Source organism: Paraburkholderia kirstenboschensis, assembly GCF_032806925.1.
GTDB classification, from domain to species: Bacteria; Pseudomonadota; Gammaproteobacteria; order Burkholderiales; family Burkholderiaceae; genus Paraburkholderia; species Paraburkholderia kirstenboschensis.
Genome location: NZ_CP136511.1, coordinates 427,104 through 444,117 on the forward strand (window position 1 = coordinate 427,104; position 17,014 = coordinate 444,117).

General features: G+C 61.1%; 14 protein-coding genes and 3 pseudogenes. 4 read left to right on the top strand and 13 right to left on the bottom strand.

The genetic code is table 11. The annotated features are described in order from the left end of the window. Positions 1-8 precede the first annotated feature (8 nt). Positions 9-578 carry a methyltransferase family protein gene (locus RW095_RS02150; protein WP_317016153.1) on the bottom strand — a complete coding sequence of 190 codons (570 nt, stop codon included), beginning with the start codon at positions 576-578 and terminating at the stop codon, positions 9-11. 2 nt (positions 579-580) lie between these two features. After that, positions 581-1,498 (bottom strand): alpha/beta fold hydrolase, encoded by a 918-nt coding sequence (locus RW095_RS02155; RefSeq protein WP_317016154.1) that lies wholly within the window; start codon positions 1,496-1,498, stop codon positions 581-583. Positions 1,499-2,115: 617 nt separating this feature from the next. Between RW095_RS02155 and RW095_RS02160 the strand changes: the two genes are divergently transcribed. Further along, positions 2,116-2,469, top strand: coding sequence for a putative quinol monooxygenase (locus RW095_RS02160; RefSeq protein WP_317016156.1), 354 nt, complete (start codon positions 2,116-2,118; stop codon positions 2,467-2,469). A 527-nt stretch (positions 2,470-2,996) separates the two neighbouring features. Here the strand turns inward: RW095_RS02160 and RW095_RS02165 are convergent. After that, the gene (locus RW095_RS02165; RefSeq protein WP_317016157.1) at positions 2,997-3,698 is read right to left on the bottom strand and encodes an IS6 family transposase; all 702 of its coding nucleotides are present in this window, start codon (positions 3,696-3,698) and stop codon (positions 2,997-2,999) included. A 540-nt stretch (positions 3,699-4,238) separates the two neighbouring features. Here RW095_RS02165 and RW095_RS02170 point away from each other — a divergent pair. The 3 pseudogenes from RW095_RS02170 to RW095_RS02180 form a co-directional block, all read left to right on the top strand. Then, positions 4,239-4,448, top strand: a pseudogene (locus RW095_RS02170) (integrase); the annotation flags it as partial. A 112-nt stretch (positions 4,449-4,560) separates the two neighbouring features. Continuing rightward, positions 4,561-4,716, top strand: a pseudogene (locus tag RW095_RS02175) (transposase domain-containing protein); the annotation flags it as partial. Positions 4,717-4,860: 144 nt separating this feature from the next. After that, positions 4,861-5,113 (top strand): annotated as a pseudogene (locus tag RW095_RS02180) (IclR family transcriptional regulator domain-containing protein); the annotation flags it as partial. A 245-nt stretch (positions 5,114-5,358) separates the two neighbouring features. Here RW095_RS02180 and RW095_RS02185 read toward each other — a convergent pair. The 10 genes from RW095_RS02185 to RW095_RS02230 all read right to left on the bottom strand — a co-directional run bounded on the left by RW095_RS02185 (position 5,359) and on the right by RW095_RS02230 (position 17,011). After that, positions 5,359-6,270, bottom strand: coding sequence for a polysaccharide deacetylase family protein (locus RW095_RS02185; protein ID WP_317016158.1), 912 nt, complete (start codon positions 6,268-6,270; stop codon positions 5,359-5,361). A 103-nt stretch (positions 6,271-6,373) separates the two neighbouring features. Continuing rightward, the gene (locus tag RW095_RS02190; RefSeq protein ID WP_394365059.1) at positions 6,374-7,669 is read right to left on the bottom strand and encodes an MFS transporter; all 1,296 of its coding nucleotides are present in this window, start codon (positions 7,667-7,669) and stop codon (positions 6,374-6,376) included. A gap of 601 nt (positions 7,670-8,270) precedes the next feature. Then, positions 8,271-9,362 carry an ABC transporter ATP-binding protein gene (locus tag RW095_RS02195; protein WP_317016160.1) on the bottom strand — a complete coding sequence of 364 codons (1,092 nt, stop codon included), beginning with the start codon at positions 9,360-9,362 and terminating at the stop codon, positions 8,271-8,273. 50 nt (positions 9,363-9,412) lie between these two features. Further along, positions 9,413-10,198: an SDR family NAD(P)-dependent oxidoreductase gene (locus RW095_RS02200; protein WP_449406532.1), complete on the bottom strand. Its 786-nt coding sequence runs from the start codon at positions 10,196-10,198 to the stop codon at positions 9,413-9,415. Between the two features lie 9 nt (positions 10,199-10,207). Beyond that, positions 10,208-10,993, bottom strand: a complete 786-nt coding sequence (locus RW095_RS02205) for an alpha/beta fold hydrolase (RefSeq protein ID WP_317016163.1) — start codon at positions 10,991-10,993, stop codon at positions 10,208-10,210. Further along, entirely contained in the window at positions 10,993-12,339 is a 1,347-nt protein-coding gene (locus RW095_RS02210) for an ABC transporter substrate-binding protein (protein ID WP_317016164.1), read from the bottom strand. Before RW095_RS02210 ends, RW095_RS02205 begins: the two co-directional genes overlap by 1 nt. Positions 12,340-12,387: 48 nt before the next feature. Next, on the bottom strand, positions 12,388-13,287 hold the full coding sequence (locus RW095_RS02215; protein ID WP_317016166.1) for a carbohydrate ABC transporter permease: 900 nt from the start codon (positions 13,285-13,287) through the stop codon (positions 12,388-12,390). Continuing rightward, the gene (locus RW095_RS02220; RefSeq protein WP_317016167.1) at positions 13,284-14,231 is read right to left on the bottom strand and encodes a carbohydrate ABC transporter permease; all 948 of its coding nucleotides are present in this window, start codon (positions 14,229-14,231) and stop codon (positions 13,284-13,286) included. Before RW095_RS02220 ends, RW095_RS02215 begins: the two co-directional genes overlap by 4 nt. Further along, positions 14,228-15,691, bottom strand: coding sequence for an N-acyl-D-amino-acid deacylase family protein (locus tag RW095_RS02225; protein WP_317016169.1), 1,464 nt, complete (start codon positions 15,689-15,691; stop codon positions 14,228-14,230). Before RW095_RS02225 ends, RW095_RS02220 begins: the two co-directional genes overlap by 4 nt. 387 nt (positions 15,692-16,078) lie before the next feature. Next, positions 16,079-17,011 (bottom strand): SIS domain-containing protein, encoded by a 933-nt coding sequence (locus RW095_RS02230; protein WP_317016170.1) that lies wholly within the window; start codon positions 17,009-17,011, stop codon positions 16,079-16,081. Positions 17,012-17,014 lie beyond the last annotated feature (3 nt).

Here is a 17,014-nt window from a genome sequence, read left to right on the forward strand (position 1 = left end):
CGCGGACCTCAATAGAGCCAAGGCACGAGCGCCCGTACTTCGCGGCGGTACGCGCGGTACGGGTCGCCGAAATACTCGGACAGCCACCGTTCCTCGACGCGGACCTTGTAGGCGAGCGAAGCGAAGATGAGCGCGAAGCCGATCACGCCTCGCCATTGCTCGGTGACCAGCGCGGCACCGGCGATTGCGAGCAGGCAGCCTGAGTAGATCGGATGACGGACGAGCGCGTACGGACCACTGCGGACCAGTTCGTGATCCGCCTTCAAGGTGACCGATACGCTCCAGTTCGGCCCGAGATGACGGCGACCCCAGACCGAAAAAGTCAGACCGGCGATGATGATCGCGATGCCGGTCCATTGCTGCGAATCGAAATGTGTGTTCGCCAGACTCCAGGCGCCGGCGAGCCTATCAGGCAGCGCAACCAATGCACAGCCGACGATCAGCGGAATCGACTGAACGGTACGCGAAAGACGATCCTCGCGTTTGACGGTTTTCTTCGCCCAGGAGGACGCTTTCATCCAGTAGACGAGCCAGACAGTCCACGGGCTGAGAATGGCAAGCGTGTGGTAGATCGTCATTTTCAGCCTCCGAAATCGGTGTTCAAGGAGGGTGCAAACGTTTGCGCTACAGGGGTGGAAGATAGCCCCTCAATCCGTGCACGTTCGAATTTCTGGTCGGCACCGAAGAAGTCGAGGATGGCTTCGCGCATGTAGGCAGCTTGCGTTCGCCCCTCCAGCTCGAGGAAATGCCCGGTGTTCGGCACAGTAGCGAAGTGGGCGTGCATGACGTAGCGCGCCAGAGTACGAATGTCTTCCGAGGTGGTGTATTCGTCGAGTTCGCCGTTGATGAACTTGACGCGGCATCGAATGCTGGCGAGTTTGTCGAGGTAGGTTTCGGGCCTCAGCGCCAGTATCTGATTGACGTGGAATGCAACCTGGCTCTGTTCTTCCTTCGGCAAGCTGGTCAGGTAGCGGAAATTCAGAAGCTTGAGGATGCGCGGCAGGTGCTTACCCACTGTGTCGTTCAGGAGTTGCGCGGCTTGCAGGTTTTCGCCGGCACAGAGCAGATTCCTTGCCCGGGTCACATAGGCGAGCATCGCATCGTTGAGAAACGGAGAGAACGATCCGATCACCGCGCGCTCGACGCTGGCCGGCTGCCGCGCCAGGGCGAGCAATGAGGCGAGGCCTCCCCAAGACACGGAATAGAGGTATTTCGGCTCGAAATGCTGAATCAGACGCAGCAGGATCTCGACTTCATCCTCTTTGGTCAGCAGGAAACCGGCGCGGTTGTGCTGCTTTGATTGCCCTACATAAGGCAGGTCGAAACAGATAACGTTATATCGTTCGCCGAGGTATTTGATTGTTTGCCCGAACGAGGCAGTTGTTGCTAAGGCTCCATTTACGAGAATTACACTCTTTCGTCCGGTATCGAAAACGTGCCTTTCGACCTGTACGTTGAGAGAGTTATGCAATTTAAATATTTCTTTTTCGACGGACATAGAGCCCCCGGCATTCAAAAATGAATGGCAAAATTTACCTTCACATATGTATAGCAATTCCGTGGACGAACACTCTCTTGGCGGCGCTGCGCCGCCAAGGGTACGGCTGTCCAGGATGTTACGGTGGATGAAAGGTGAGTTAATACTGTCCGATCAATTGATAAAAATCAAGGAATATTTAATTTAATGCATGAAACGATTTAGAAAGAAATATGCCAATCTATGTTCATGAAATGCGTTTTAGGTATTAATTTTTGGTGTCAGATGCATCAGAATTGCGGCGGTAACTTATTCCTCTCATTCCTGGAAAATATTTCCAAACTTCGAGCGGGATCAGGATCACCACGCGCAGCCGCGGATCGACGGCAAGCCGTTTGATGAGCTCGTCGATCAGCTCGGCGGGAGCCTATAGCCGAACGTCGGCCCAGGCCGAAAACTCGCCAACGATGTCATGCCGCTAATGGCCGTAGTACTGTGAAACGCGACACCTAGGCCGCAAGACGGCGACCGGCCGTAACGGGTCGGGCACGGCCGGTCGCGGGTATGTGCGGCTCCGAGACACAAGCGGAGCGGCACTGTGAAGCGCTGGCAGCATGCGTGGCCGAACGCGGCTATGATTGGAGGCGGCGATCTATGCCGAACCAGAAAAGGAGAATGCCGGGATGATTCACGTCATTGCCACGATCACTGCCCAGCCGGGTCAACGCGACGCCGTGCTGGCACTATTCGCCAAGAACCGCCCAGCGGTGCTGGCGGAAAACGGATGCATCAGCTACGAGGCGGTAGTCGACGTACCGAACTTCGGGACGATTCAGACACCGCTCGGCAATGACACATTTGCCGTAATCGAGCGCTGGGAAAGCGCCGAAGCGTTGAAGGCGCATGCGGCCTCTGCGCACATGGCCGAATATGGACGGAATACCAAGCCGTTGCTGGCTAGCCGCGTCATCAATGTGCTGCAGGCGTGCTAAAGCGGCGTACTAAACGTTCACCATCGGTCCCGCATCAGCGCGTCCGCCCTTGTCGAGTGGCAAAGAAGCTAGAGATTTTTCGACTGGCACGCCCCTTTCTGGCAATCAGTCACTGTCCGGCCAGCTACGGACGTTCGCCGAAGCCTTCGCGCGGACGTTCGAGCGTCGGCCTCACCCCACACAACGGACCTTCGTGCCGGATTATGTCGGGCGGGCTATCCGATATCGCCGGCTCAAATTCCGCCCGTCGCTGACGTTCAGCAACGTTTTACGCGGCTCCGAACTATCGCGCTATTCGGCCCGTAGGCATTGGCAACACTGACCAATGACGTGAGGTCAGGCGCGCGTGGTGTCAGCTCAAGTTGCGGGGTTCTTCGGTTTGCCATTGACTAGGCGCCACGCCTCCATGATGACGTTCATCGCGTGATCCACATCGGGTGGGTCGTCGCCCAGGAGATAACTGACACGCGCCGGTTCCGTCGCAGTAAAACGGTTAAGTCGTACAAAGGCAATATGATGAGGATAGCTTACATAACCAACGAGTAAAACTGGCAGGCTGCAGATGGCTTGATTTTGCCAGTGTGTATCATCTGCCCTTTGGCAATCATATGCATGATCTCGATGCCACTGAGAATGACGCGCGCGCAGCGGAAGTCCTTGAACCCGAGCATCGGTCGGATGATGCGTTTGATGGCCCGATGGTCCTGTTCAACCACGTTGTTGAGATACTTGACCTGACGGATCTCAATGGGTGTGTCGCACTCGGCGTTCATCGCGTGCAGCGCGGCCAGATTAGCTCCGCTTTTGTCGATCGTCACCGTCTCGGGTACGCCGTTTTGTCGGAACGATTTTTCGAAATACCGCTGGGCAGCAGCCTTGTTCCGCCTGGCTCGCAGAAGAAAATCGACCGTGTTGCCTTCTTTGTCCACGGCCCGGTAGAGGTACTTCCATTCGCCCCGGACCCTCACATAGGTTTCGTCCATCCTCCAGCTCTTGCCGACCGCTCGCTTGCACCGGCGGAAGGCCTTCTCAAGCGCGGGCAGAAGCTTGATGGCCCAGCGGTGCACCGTGGAATGATCCACCGCAATCCCACGCTCGGCCATCATTTCCTCGAGATGACGCAAGCTAAGCGGATAGGCAACGTACCAACGCGCGCAGGTCAGCATTACTTCCAGAGGATAGTGCAACCGTTTAAGCACCCGTGCCACCCCCGGATCCAGCGTCTTCATTCCTCACCCACGCGACCGTTTCGATCAGGGCAGATTAACAGAAGGCCTTGTTGCGACAAAACCGAAATCAAACCCTCACGATCCAGAAAGTCAATGAGGTGTCTGAGCGCGCTACGGTCCCCTGGACAAGGTCGTACACGCCGAGCACGATAGCGCAAATATCGCACCGCGTGATCGGAGCAGACGCTGTGCAAATCAATTCCCGTTCGTTCAAGCCAGCGGCTAAAAGAGGCAGCGAGCCGGACCTTGTACCGCAGTGACTGCACACTGTACCCCTGCTCAGCTATCGAATTCGCAAAGGCGACGATACGCGCCGCGATCGGTCCTTCCGGCGAGCGAGATAAAACGACATGGTCACAAATCGTGCACTTCATGATGGACTCCTTCCCGGACGCCGGGGGGCTGATGGAAGGAATCAAGACTATCTCTATCTCACAACACGCATTTGCCCACGAAATAAGGGCTATTGTTCAATTACAAGACATAGTCAGGAAGGGCACATAGTGCCTCCAATGTCTCCAACGACATTGCCGCCACAGCGCTGCAATGGAACTACTTCATGCCGGCGTAGACTGCACCGTCATTGCATTGTGGTTAGGCCACGAATCAGTCGAAACCACTCAAGTTTATTTGCACGCTCATTTAGCGTTCAAGGAAGCCGCGCTGGCTAAAGTCAAGTCCTCGAACGGTATACCATTGGGTCGATACCATGCAGGCGATAGGCTACTTGAGTTCCTAACCTCGTTGTGAAGACTCCGACTATGCCGAACGCGACCGACGTATGATCGGCAGCGAGGTCATTTTTCGGTGCCCAAATCGCCATCAGAGCCAGCCGTTCGGCATAGCGCGGGATCCGGCATGATCGGCAAAGCTCAACGGGATCAACCCGCGCGCCTATCTGGAATACGTCCTGACCCATATCGCTGATCACAAGATCTCACGCATCGACGAATTGCTGCCTTGGAACGTGGCCGACGAACTGAAGCCGGCCACTCCGCCTACACCCTTAACCGGGTAGATCTGGATAGATTTGCGTGGATCGTGTCCACGATCGCCGATCATGGACACGATCCCCCGTGATCTATACGAATTCCACCACGACAGCACCATCATGCCTCACGCGCGCGCGCGACTGAGGAACTGGCCCAGCCGAGTCGCTTACCCCGAGCGCCTCGCAGCCATGACTTCGCGGACGACGACGCGGCGCAGAGCCTTGCTGCGAGAACTCGCAGGCATCCGGGCATGCGGCCTTGCAACCGAGCGCGAAGAGGTCAGTGTCGGTCTCGCGTGCTTAGCAGCATACGTCGGGGGTGAGTCCGCTGGGCAAGCGGGTCGTGGTCAGCACCAGCGTGACGCTCGGCCGCCTCGATGGGCGGCGGGAAAAGCGGATCGCCACCGGGATCGCGCGCATCGCTGTGACGGATACATCTCGTCGAGAAGCGGAAGTCAATGCGGCTCGCCGCCTGGAGCCGCGCCCGTACCGCGATTTGCGTTGGCGCGAATCAGTGCATGATCGCGCCGTTCGTGTCGGCCCCGGGCAATCGCAATGAATCGCCGCTCTTGCGCGAAGCACGAGATCAGCTTCGGCAGTAGTGCCGAAGATTGATCATCGTATAGTCGAGGGTTTTGAGCGCATAGTGCTTCTCTTGCATCAACCCTCTTATGATCCGCTTTGCGCGTGTTCAAGCGCCCACTGCGCGACGTCCCGGTGTGTCGCGAACCAAACCTGCGGATGCGACTGCGCGTGCCTGATGATTTCTTCAAGAATCCAGATCCGCGACCGGTAGCCGGTCACATGTGGATGCATCGTCAGCTGGAAAATTCCGCCTTCCGCGTAGGCGGCGTCGAACTCGCGGCGAAAGATATCGTACACATCGGCGGGCGACGTGTAGGGCCGTATCGCTTCGAAGCGGTTCATCATCAGATAGGCGCCGTCGTCGCGAATCCACTCGACCGGCAACTCCACCAATCCGCTCGGCACGCCGGCCTCGATCAACTCATAGCAGTCGACGTCCGCCATCAGCGACGAATCGTAGCGCAGTCCCATCTCACGCGCGATCGAGAGGGTGTTCGGGCTGAAATCCCACGATGGCGTGCGCATGCCGACCGCGCGCTGCCCCGTGATCGACTCGAGCGTATCCGCCGAGCGCAGCAGCAGATCGCGTTCGGCCTCATGCGGGAGGATGGAATTCAGTTCGTGGATCCAGCCGTGCAGGCCCACTTCGTGGCCTTCGCCGACAATGCGCTGCGCCTCTTCCGGATGGAGCAGCGCGGTCACCGCCGGCACGAAGAAAGAGGCGGGAACGGCATGCGTGCGGAGCACGTCGAGAATGCGCGGCATGCCCCCACGGCTGCCGTACTGTCCCCAGCTGAGCCGGCCGATAGACTTTCCGCCCTCGCGCAATTCACTCGTTTCGTGATCGCAATCGAACGAGAGCGCGACCGCGCATCGGGCCTCGGCCGGCCAGGCCTTGGGACGGAGCGCTCTTCCGGCGCGAACCTGACCGACCAATTTTTTCCAATGGTGGTCGGGCCATTGCCAAGGCTGGTCATGCGAGTCTTTTGTGTCCATCGAAACGTCCTTGCTGACGGTTGAGCTGCTGTTAGAGGATAGTATTCAGGCTGATCTGGTCAGCGGCATGAAGGGACATGAAAAGTCCCGGGCGCGGCAAACGTCACACGGGAAGCTTCTTTTCGTAGTCGATGCCGAGCGAGCAGAGCAACAACCCCACGCCGGTCGCGGCGAAAAACATCATGGCGAGGAAGTACGAGCCAGTCGCCTGCACGATTGCGCCAACCAGGATGGGCGCTCCGATGCCGCCGATCGCAGCCCCCAGGTTAAGGAATCCCCCGAGCGTGCCCACTTTGGCGCGCGTGCCGAGCAGCGGCGGAATGCACCAGTAGAGGTTGCCCCAGCGCAAGAAAAACACAGTGCACGATAGGAGCACGACGACGAGCGTGACGCTCGACAAATAAGCCACTGAAAACACCGAGACAGTGGCGATGACGGCCGCGATTCCGAAGATCGTGCGCAAGACCGTGTTCGGGCGAGCGCCCGAGGCCAACCATTTGTCCGCGATGCACGCGCCGACGAGTTCTCCGACGAAGCCGGAGAAGTAGATGATGAAGCTCGATCCGCCCATCTGGCGGATATCCAGGCCGTGTTCTTTCATCAGATAGCTTGGCATCCACGTGAGCAGGCCGTTGAAGAGCGTATTGCAGCACATGAAGCCAAAAAACATTAACAGGAACGAGCGGTACTTCAGGAAGTCGAGCGCGCGCCCGGAGGCGTCGGCCGGCTCGCGCCTCAACTCTTCGTCGTGGGAACTCTCGATAAACGCGGCTTCGGCTTCGTTGACGCCGCGGTGCTCGCGGGGATAATTGCGTATGTAAGCCCACGCGAGGGCGCCAACCAGTGCTGTAGCCACGCCGGCCACCACGAATGCGATGCGCCACGAGCCGAACAGTGCGATCAACGCCGTGATCAAGAGTGAGCCCACGGCCGCCCCAAGCGGCGCGCCGCCGTCCATCAGCGACGCGCCGCGCGTACGCTCGTTGCGCGTGAGCCATAGCGCGTTGAGCTTGCCGCCGGCGGGCGCGATCGCGGCTTCGGAAAACCCTAGGCCCAGCCGCATCAGCAGCAGGGACAGGGCATTGGTGCAGAGTCCCGCGCCGGCCTGGAACCCTCCCCAGACCAGCGTGGCGACCGTGATCACTAGGCGGGGCTTGAAGCGGTCGACCAGCATGCCGGAAGGAATTTGCATGACCGTGTACGACCAGAAGAACGAACTCAGGATAAGCCCTTGCATGACCGGCGAGAGCGTAAACTCCTTTGCGATCAGCGGCATCGCGACGGAGAGTGAAGCCCGGTCCACGTAGTTGACCGTTATCAGCATGAGCAGGAACCAGAATATCCTCCATCGAACCGATGATTTCCGGGCGGGGGCCAGCGCAGCCATTCTTGTGCTCATGTCTGTTCCTGTTTCAGTAGTGGTGGCCGCCCGGCCGGAACGGGCTGCACGAATATGAAGCGACGAGGCCGGCCGCCGGTAATCGAGTCTTCGTGACTTCCTGAGGGATCGCGCGGAGCCGCCGCGGTACGAGCACCGCGCAACTCTCATGTACGCCAGAACTTCACGCGCGGACTCGCGCGGGGCGACCCATTTCGTGGTCTTGCTTGATTCCACTGCCGCGCATCCCTGGTAGATATCGGCTTTTGCCCCGCCTGAGGGCCTTTTGATATACCCGTTGAGGTAGACGTCCGTGCGTTTTGAGAGGGCGACCGAGTTGCTCACGCGAAAAGCGTTGCCGGTGTTATCGATAGCACTTCGATGGGAGAACAGTCCACCCCACTGGCCATTCGAATTAGTCTGCGCGACGTTGCCGACCAACGGGTCGTACTGGCGGCCCATCACCCAGCAAGTTTTTTGTCGCCTCTCGGCAAGAGCGCCCGGTGGCATGCACGCCATCGTAGAGCTCGTGAAAGATGGGCTCATGCGCAGTCATTACTAGCCCGATTGACCGCCGCGACGCGGTATCCCGCGCATCTCGCGCACGAAGCAAACGAAGGGTTCATGCGGACAACGAATGCTCGCGCTCGACAACGCGCAGTCCGGATTGCGCATCGAACAGATGGATCGCCTCCAGCAACGGCGAGATGCGCAACATCTCTTCCGGTCGCGGCAGAACACGTTCTCGAAACTCACAGACCAGCTCGTCCGTGCCCCGGCGAACATTCACCTGGGTGGCGGATCCAGTCGTTTCTACCACCACGACCTCGGTCGGCGTACCGTTCTCCGTAACTGCGAAGTGCTCCGGGCGGATGCCAAGGATGACAGGCCGCGGGCACTCCACGGCGAGCCGGCGTCCAAAGGGCACGGTGAAGCCGCTCGCGGAACTGAACACTGTCCCTTCTGCGCCGTCGGTAAGGACACCCTCAATGAAATTCATGGCGGGCGAGCCGATGAAGCCCGCGACGAACACGTTGCGCGGGTGATCATAGACGTCGAGCGGCGCGCCGACTTGCTCTACCACGCCGTCTCGCATCACAACAATCTTGTCGGCAAGCGTCATTGCTTCGACCTGATCGTGCGTGACATAAACAGTCGTGGTGTGCAGGCGCTGATGCAACAGCTTTATTTCGGCGCGCATGGCGACGCGCAGCTTGGCGTCCAGATTCGACAAGGGTTCGTCGAACAGGAAGACTTGCGGATCCCGTACAATCGCGCGTCCCATCGCGACGCGCTGGCGCTGGCCGCCGGAGAGTTGGCGGGGATAGCGCTCGAGTAGCGGGCCCAGCGCGAGGATATCGGCAGCGTGCCGTACGCGCCGCTCGATGTCGGCCTTCGGCACCTTGCTGATCCTGAGCGAAAAGCCCATGTTCTCGCCAACGGTCATATGCGGGTACAACGCATAGTTTTGAAACACCATTGCCATGTCGCGGTCCTTCGGTGTTAGGTCATTAACGACCCGTCCCGACACGTGGAGCTCGCCCGAGGTGATGGACTCCAGACCCGCGATCATGCGCAGCAGCGTGGACTTGCCACATCCCGACGGCCCGACCAGCACGGCAAATTCGCCGTCTGCGATATCCACGTCGATACCGTGAATCACGGCGTGGGACCCGTAGGACTTTTGAAGATTCTGGATGCTGAGGTCTGCCAAGGCGATGACTCCGGAAAATGGTTGGGGAGTGAATGCGCGGCCCCGGGGGCTCAGGGCATCAGCAGACCGCCGTTGATTTCGACTACCTGGCCGGTCACGTAGCCGCTCAGCTGGTCCGAGCACAGAAACAGGAAGGTTCCGACGCAGTCGTCCGGGTCGCCGATACGGCCCATCGGGATTTGTGTGGCGGTGGCTTTGAGCTGTTCCTGCGACGTCACGCGGTCCTGCATGTCGGTTGTAATGACACCGGGCGAGACGACATTCACTCTGATGCCTTCGCGCGCGTGTTCCTTCGCGATGGAACGCGAGAAGGTGGACACGAACGCCTTCGCGCCGGCGTAGACCGCGGACCCAGCGCCGCCGCCGGTGCGGGCGGCGACCGAACTGACGTTGATGATGTTGCCGCCGCTGTTTTGCTTGCGAAACTGCCGGACGGCCGCGCGGCATGCGCTGAATACCGGCTGCACATTGATCGCCATATGACGCTCGAAGAGCTCGTCGGGGAAGTCGGGCAGGCTCACTCGGGAGATCTGGTCCCCTGCGTTGTTAATCAGCACGTCGAGCCGCCCGAAGGCCGCGACGGTCTCCTGAATCAGCCGGTCCGGGGCGCCCGGCTCGGCGAGATCAGCCTGAACGATGCGGCCAATACCGCCGTGCTCTTGTATATACACGGCGACGGCTTCGGCCTCTGCCCGGCCGCTGCGATAGTGAACCATCACCTTCGCGCCGTGGGCGCCCAGGCCTTGGGCCACCGCCGCGCCAATGCCGCGGCTGGCGCCCGTCACGAGGCAGGCCTTGCCTGCGATTTCATTGAGAGTCATGTGAGTTTTCTCCATCGTTGGATGCTAGGTGCGGCCGGTGGCCGGTCCGTTGACGCGTGCGGCCAGCAGGAAGGGCAGCGCGACCTCATGAAACGCGTTCGCTTGTTCGAGCTGGGGCGTATGACCGGCGTCCTCGATGACCGCAAGCGTAGCGCCCGGAATACGCTCCCGCATCAGCTCCCCGTGCTCGGGAGTGCGCGCGCGGTCGTGCCGGCCCTGGATGATCATCGTCGGCACTGCGATGCTCGGGAGCTGCCCGAGCGTGTCATTCACGGCGTTGGAGCGGGCTGCTTCGACGGCCGCGGAAGGCGCGGCCTTGAGGGCGACGCTGCGGAACCTGGCCAGTTCCGCATCGGACGGAGGATGCAGAAAGAAGCCGTTCACGACCGGGGTTATCGCGGCTTCATCCCAGGGCGCGGCCTCCATGGCGTCGGCTTTCGCGAGCGCCGCTGCGGGATCTGCGGTCGTCGCACCGGTCGCGACGAGCAGCAGGCGGTCGACGCACTCCGGATAGCGCAGCACGAAGTGTTGGGCCACGACCCCTCCCATGGATCCGCCGATCAGCGTGATGCGCGCGATGCCGCGCGCATTGAGCAGACGCGCGAGCGAGTCCGCGAGGCCGGTCATGGTGTACGGTCCGGTTTCGTCCGCCGAGGCACCGAAGCCCGGCAGGTCCGGCGCCACGCAGCGAATGCCGGCCGCCGCGAGCAGGTCGGCGGTCGGCTCCCAATACGCCGACGACTGGCAGAACCCGTGCAGGAGAACCACCGGGGGATTTGCGCCGTCGCGCTCCAGCGTGAAATAGCTCATCAGCTCGCCTCTTTCTTCAATTGCTGCGCTTTTTTCGCCGATGCGGTCAGTGCCGCTAGAGGCGTAATCTGCCGCATCAGCATTGCCTGGATTTGCTGCTGTGTGAAGCGGTCCCATTCGGTGTACCAGGTGGTACTGATGTTCTCGCGCGTCCGGGCGTGCGCCATCTGCTGCTGGAAGATGGCGGGCTCATAACCCAGCTTTTTCTGCGAGGCCGCGATTTGCGGATCCGCGTCGAGCGCCTTGAACGGATAGCCGACGCCGTACTTCAGGTACCACGTCTGCGCGGACGAATACTGCCCGCTTGAATCCTTGCCGCCCAGGAAATACATCAGGCGCCAGGCCGCGTCGCGGGACTTGGTCTTGGAACTCATGCCGTACAGGCGTGCCCATCCCATTGGACCCTGGCCGGCATCCTTGAGCCCCGGAAATCGCGTCATGCGGATGTTGCCAGCGCGCTTGCTGAACTCTGCCTTGTTGGACCGCGGGAACACGTTGCCGACATTCGACGTGAAGATGCCCTGACCGCTCAGGAACGTATCGCGCACTTGCGTGTCATCGAGCTCGAGGCCGCGCGGGTCCAGGATCCGCGAGCCATGCATCGCGTCGAGCATCCATTCGAGGACACCCAGCGCGGTCTTGTCTTCATTGGGAAACACGGGATCCATCGCGGGGTTGAACAGGTGCCCGCCGGAGGCGAAGACCATGGACCAGAACTCGCTGAGTCCGTCCACGTTCGTCTTGTAGCCCTTAAGTATCGGGTACTCGGCAATACCGGCCTTCTTTACCTCGAGCGCCGCGGCCTTCAGCTGGTCGAGGGTGACCGGCGCTTGCTTCACGCCGGCCTTGTCGAGTGCCGCGCGGTCGTAGATGTAGACGTAGATGTCGCCATAGTAGGGCGTGCCGTACTGCTTGCCTTTGTAGAAGAGCGCTTCGCGGTCGAAGGGGAAGATGTCCTTGTTCAACGCGTCGAGCCCGGGCAGGCCGTCGATGGGCTGCATCCAGCCGGCGTCGACCCACGCGCCGAGGTCCGTGTCGCGCACATAAAACGCATCCGGCTGGGAGCCGGCGTTGAACAGCGCAATCATCTTCTCGCTGTACAACTGCATGTCGAGCGGCGTGTAATTCACGTTGATGCCCGGGTTCTCGGCCATGAACTGCTTGAGCCGCTGTTCAACGACCTGGGGCTCGAAGGCCCAGCCCGAGAACTTCACGGAAACTTCCGCGGCGCTCGCGGCGGACATCAGCCCGAAGTTGCCGACGGCGGCGCCGGTGCCGGCGAGCGCTGATAGCGTGAGGAATCTGCGGCGGGACATCGAACTATAACTATCGTCGTTGGGCGGCATCGCGGTTCTCCTTGAGGCCATAGGATTGCGTTGAATGGAATGCCATGGTTAGTCCTTCACGGCACCGCTGGTGAGGCCCTGGACGATCAGCCGCTGGAACAGGAACGCCAGCGCCAGGGGCGGGATGATTGCAAGCACGCCGCCTGTCGCCATCAGCGTGCGTTGGGTCGTCACGTCGGTCGCAAATCCCGCGACAACCACGGGCAAGGTCTTCGAGGCGGTCGTGCTGGTCAGGATCACGGCAAACAGGTAATCGTTCCAGGCGGTCATGAAGGCGAACATTCCCGCGGAGACGAGCCCGGGCATCGCAACGGGCAGCAGCACCTTGACGAGCATCTGCGGCCAGCTGCAACCGTCCATGAACGCCGCTTCCTCCAGCGAGCGCGGGATGGTCTGGAAGTAGTTCTTGAGCAGCCAGATCGTGAACGGCAGCGTGAAGGTCACGTAGGTCGTGATCAGCGCGGACAGGTGGTCCAGCATGTCGAGGTTCTTGAGCGTCAGATACAGCGGGACGATCAGCGCAATGCCCGGCACCATGCGCGAGCCGAGATAGACACCGAGAAGCGCGCCTTGCCCGCGAAAGCGCAGGCGCGCCAGGCTGTAACCGGCCAGCGTCCCGAGCACGAGGTTGACCACCGCGGTGCCCAGCGCGGCGAGCAGCGAGTTCACCATGCCCGGAAGCATTTCCTCGGCAGCGCGGCCGCCGCCCAGAGCGGTCGCTTCAGATGGATGGAAAAACGTCTCGTAGTGCTCGAGCGTCGGGTGCAGGGGAATCCACTGCGTGGGCACCGTCAGCGCGTCGCGCTCGTGCATGAAGCTCGTCAGTAGCAGCCAGCAGAACGGCGCGAGGATGTATATCGCGACGGCGATGCCGGCTAGCGCCAGGAATACCGTGCGGCGCGAGCGGCGGCCGGCGGGCGTGAAAAAACGAATGGGCAAGGTACTCATGATTCGAAGTCTCCGCGTCCGTAGAGCACCCGAAAGTAGGCCAGCGCAAGCGCGAGCGTAATCAGGCTGACCAGCCAGGCATACGCGTTGCCATGGCCAAAATCGAGGTTGCTGAACGTCGTCAGGTAGGTCTGCCACGTGAGCGTGGTGGTAGCCGTGCCCGGGCCACCGGCAGTCAGCACGTAGATCACGTCGAATGCGCGAAGCGCCGACATGGTCTGCAGAATCAGCACGACAAGCAGCGACTGCGAAAGCCAGGGCAGAGTGATGAATCGAAAGAGCTGCGACTTGCTCGCGCCATCCATGCGGGCCGCCTCGTAAAGTTCTGCGGGAATGCGTTGCAGCGCGGAGAGCAGCAGAATGACGGCGAGCGGCAACAGGCTCCAGACCTCGGAGAACACGAGCGCGAGCAGGGCGGACGTGGGCGACGACAGCCAGCCCCGGTACTGGTCGAGCAAGCCAAGGCTCACAAGGAGGCCGTTGAGCGCGCCCACCTTTGCGTCGTAGATCCATTGCCACATCAGGCCGTTCACTACGGGCGGAATTGCCCACGGCAGCAGGACCAGCGTGCGCACCAGCGCCCGCCCGGGAAACTCGCGGTTGAGCAGCAGAGCAATCAGGATGCCCAGCACCACCACCAGCATGACGACGAGCACCGTGTACTCGACCGTGATCCACAGTGAAGTCCAGAACTCCGGTGACTGTAGTATGTCCACATAGTTCGACATCCCGACGAATTTGAACGCATGGGGTCGCTGCAGGTTGTACCGGTGCAGGCTGATCCAGGCCGAGTAAGCGATGGGGAAGGCGGACAGCACGCAGATCGCCAGCAGCGCCGGCGTATTGAGCAGCCAGGCGAAGGCCCGGCGATCGTAACCGACACGCTTGCTGCGCTGGCTGCGCTGGCTTGGTTTGGCGGCTGGTATCGACAGTGACGGTCTCATGAGCGGCTCCCAAGGCGCAAGAACTTGCCGGCGCGCGCGCCGGTGACGCCGCGTGCTTCGTAGGTCATCGTGCCGCTCACCATCACTCGCTCTATGCCGCCCGCGCGCAGGGTCGGCTGCTCGTAGGTGGCGCGGTCTATAACGAGGTCCGGATCGAACACGACCAGGTCCGCGTGGTTGCCCACGGCGATCTCGCCGCGGCCAAGCAGTTTGAAGCGGCGCGCGGACAGGCCAGTCATGCGGTGCACGGCCTCCTCCAGCGGAAACAGGGAGAGTTCGCGCGCGTAATGCCCGAGCACGCGCGGAAAGGTGCCCCACAGGCGGGGGTGCGGATGACGGTCGTGCGGCAAGCCGTCGGAGCCGATCATCGTCGCGTCGTACTGCAGGACGCGGCGCACATCGTCCTCGCGCATCTGGAAGTAGCTAGCGCCGCCCGGCTGCAGGCGCTCGCAGGCCTCCTTCTGGCTACAGTTCCACTCGTGCGCAATGTCGGCGAGCGAGCGCCCGGTCATCGCGGGGTAAGGCTCGGACCACGTCACCAGCACCTCGATGACATCGTCCACCAGGTCCGAGCGCAGAACGGTCGAGCCGGCGAGATAAGGGTAGGCGTCCAGGCCGATCGGCTGGTCGCGTCGAGCCGCGTCGATGCGCGCCAGTGTCTCGACCGAGCGCCCCCAGTTGAGAGGGCCTGCGCACTTGTGATGCGAGATCACGAGAGGCAATCCGGCATCGCGTGCGGCCGTAAATGCTTCTTCAAGCGAAGCGATCACGTCCTCGGCTTCATCGCGTATATGGGAGGTGTACACACCGCCGGCTTCTGCCGCGATGCGCGCGAGCAGCGTCACCTCGGCCGTATCGGCAGCTGCGTTTGTGTCGTAGAAGAGCCCGGTGCTGAAGCCGGTCGCTCCGGCGGCCATTGCTTCGCGCATCAGATCGGCCATCTTCGCCTGCTCTGCGGGTGTCGCGGCGCGGTAAGGGTCGTCCATCGTCGCGACACGCAGTGTGGAATGGCCGACCAGCGCCGCCACATTGACTGCCGGCCGCGCGGCCTCGACGGCTTCGGCGTATGCCTGCATTGTCGGATAGACATGCTTGTCCGAGCCGCCGAGCAGCGTCAGCGGCGAGGGCACTTGTGGATGCACGAGCGGTGCAAGGCTGATGCCGCAATTGCCGACCACAACCGTGGTAACGCCCTGGCTTATCTTGGGCAGCATGGTCGGGGACGACAACACGCTTTGGTCGTCATGCGTGTGCACGTCGATGAATCCCGGCGCGACGACTTTCCCGGATGCATCGATTGTTGTCGCCCCGCGTAACTCGAGACCCGCGCCAATTTCGCTGATACGCCCGTTTTCCACGCGGACGTCGGCGCGAAACCGCGACACTCCGGTGCCATCGATCACGTGTCCGCCCTGGAGCAACCAATGCGCGGGCCCTTGGGCCTGCTGGGTGTCGTTCATGGCCGTGGCTCCGCGAGGACCAGTGTAAACTGGTGACACGTGTAACTCGATTTCACAATCACAGCTGAACCTTTTCCTTGAGTGCGTCAAACTAAGAAAAACCGTTTAGGGAGACTTTTGCCGTCTCATTCGCGGGGAGGCTACAGACGTAAGGCGTGACAAGGGATCGATGGCTCCGGAACCGGCCCGCGTTATTATTGGAGCCCTTTTTAATTGTCAGTGAGTGTTGAAGAGCGCAAAGCCGAAAGCTCGTCATGTGTAACTAAATTTCATGGTGAAGCGTAAAACCTTGTTTGTCCGATGTCAAAAGGAAAATTAAATCTTTCGGTTGGGGTTTACGCGGATACGCGGGTCACACGCCGTGCCTCGGTTCAGACGCTTTATTGCTTACTGAGGACCGGGATCCGCCTCTGACAATGCTCGTTGCAGCGCCGGATGGACGTCGCTGTCGACGCCGCGCTCTCTCAGCACCGACCGCACTCGCTTGAGGCGCTGGAGGGCCGAGGGCCCAAGCCGCAGACCCATGCCAACCATCAGGACCTCGAGGAGCACCTGACCCGCGATGTAGGCCTCCGTGCCCACGCGTGCGGCGGCATCTTCGGGCACGACCATCCCGATCGGAATGGTGCATTGCCTGGCGAGCGGCGTATCGGGTTGAGTGATACCGATCACCGTCGCACCCTGCTCGCGCGCGATCGCCACCGCCTCAAGCAAGGTGGGCATGCGACCGACGTGCGAGATTGCGAGCACGACGTCGCGGGGAGAGAGCGAGGCGGCCGATATGACCTGCATGTGCGGATCGAAATAGGCATTCGACATGAGACCAAGCCGGGCGAAGCGCGATTGAGCGTCAGTGGCGAGGAAGGTCGATACGTTGCCAACGCTGTAGCACTCGATCCGGTTGGCGGCCGCGAGCTTCTCGATGGCCAGGTTGATTGTGTCTGCGTCGAGTTGACTTTCGAGGCTGGTCAACACAGCGGCCGCTGCGTACAAGATCTTGTGGATCAGACTGGGCACGCCGTCCTGGGCGTTCACCGCCCGATGAAGGTACGGAGTGCCCACTGCCAGGCTTTGTGCAAGCTGCAGCTTGAAGTCGCTCAGGCCCTCGAAGCCGACGGCACGGCAGAAGCGAACGACGGTGGGCGCGCTCACCCCCGCGCGCTGCGCGATCTCGGCGACACTGGCCCGCACTGACCACTCCGGCTCGGCGAGTATTGCCTTTCCGACCTGGAGCTGCGCCTCAGGCAAAAACTGGGAAATTGCCCGGATTCTCGCGAGGGTGTCAGTAGTGGAGTGCGGGACGACTTGCAGGATATCCATGCT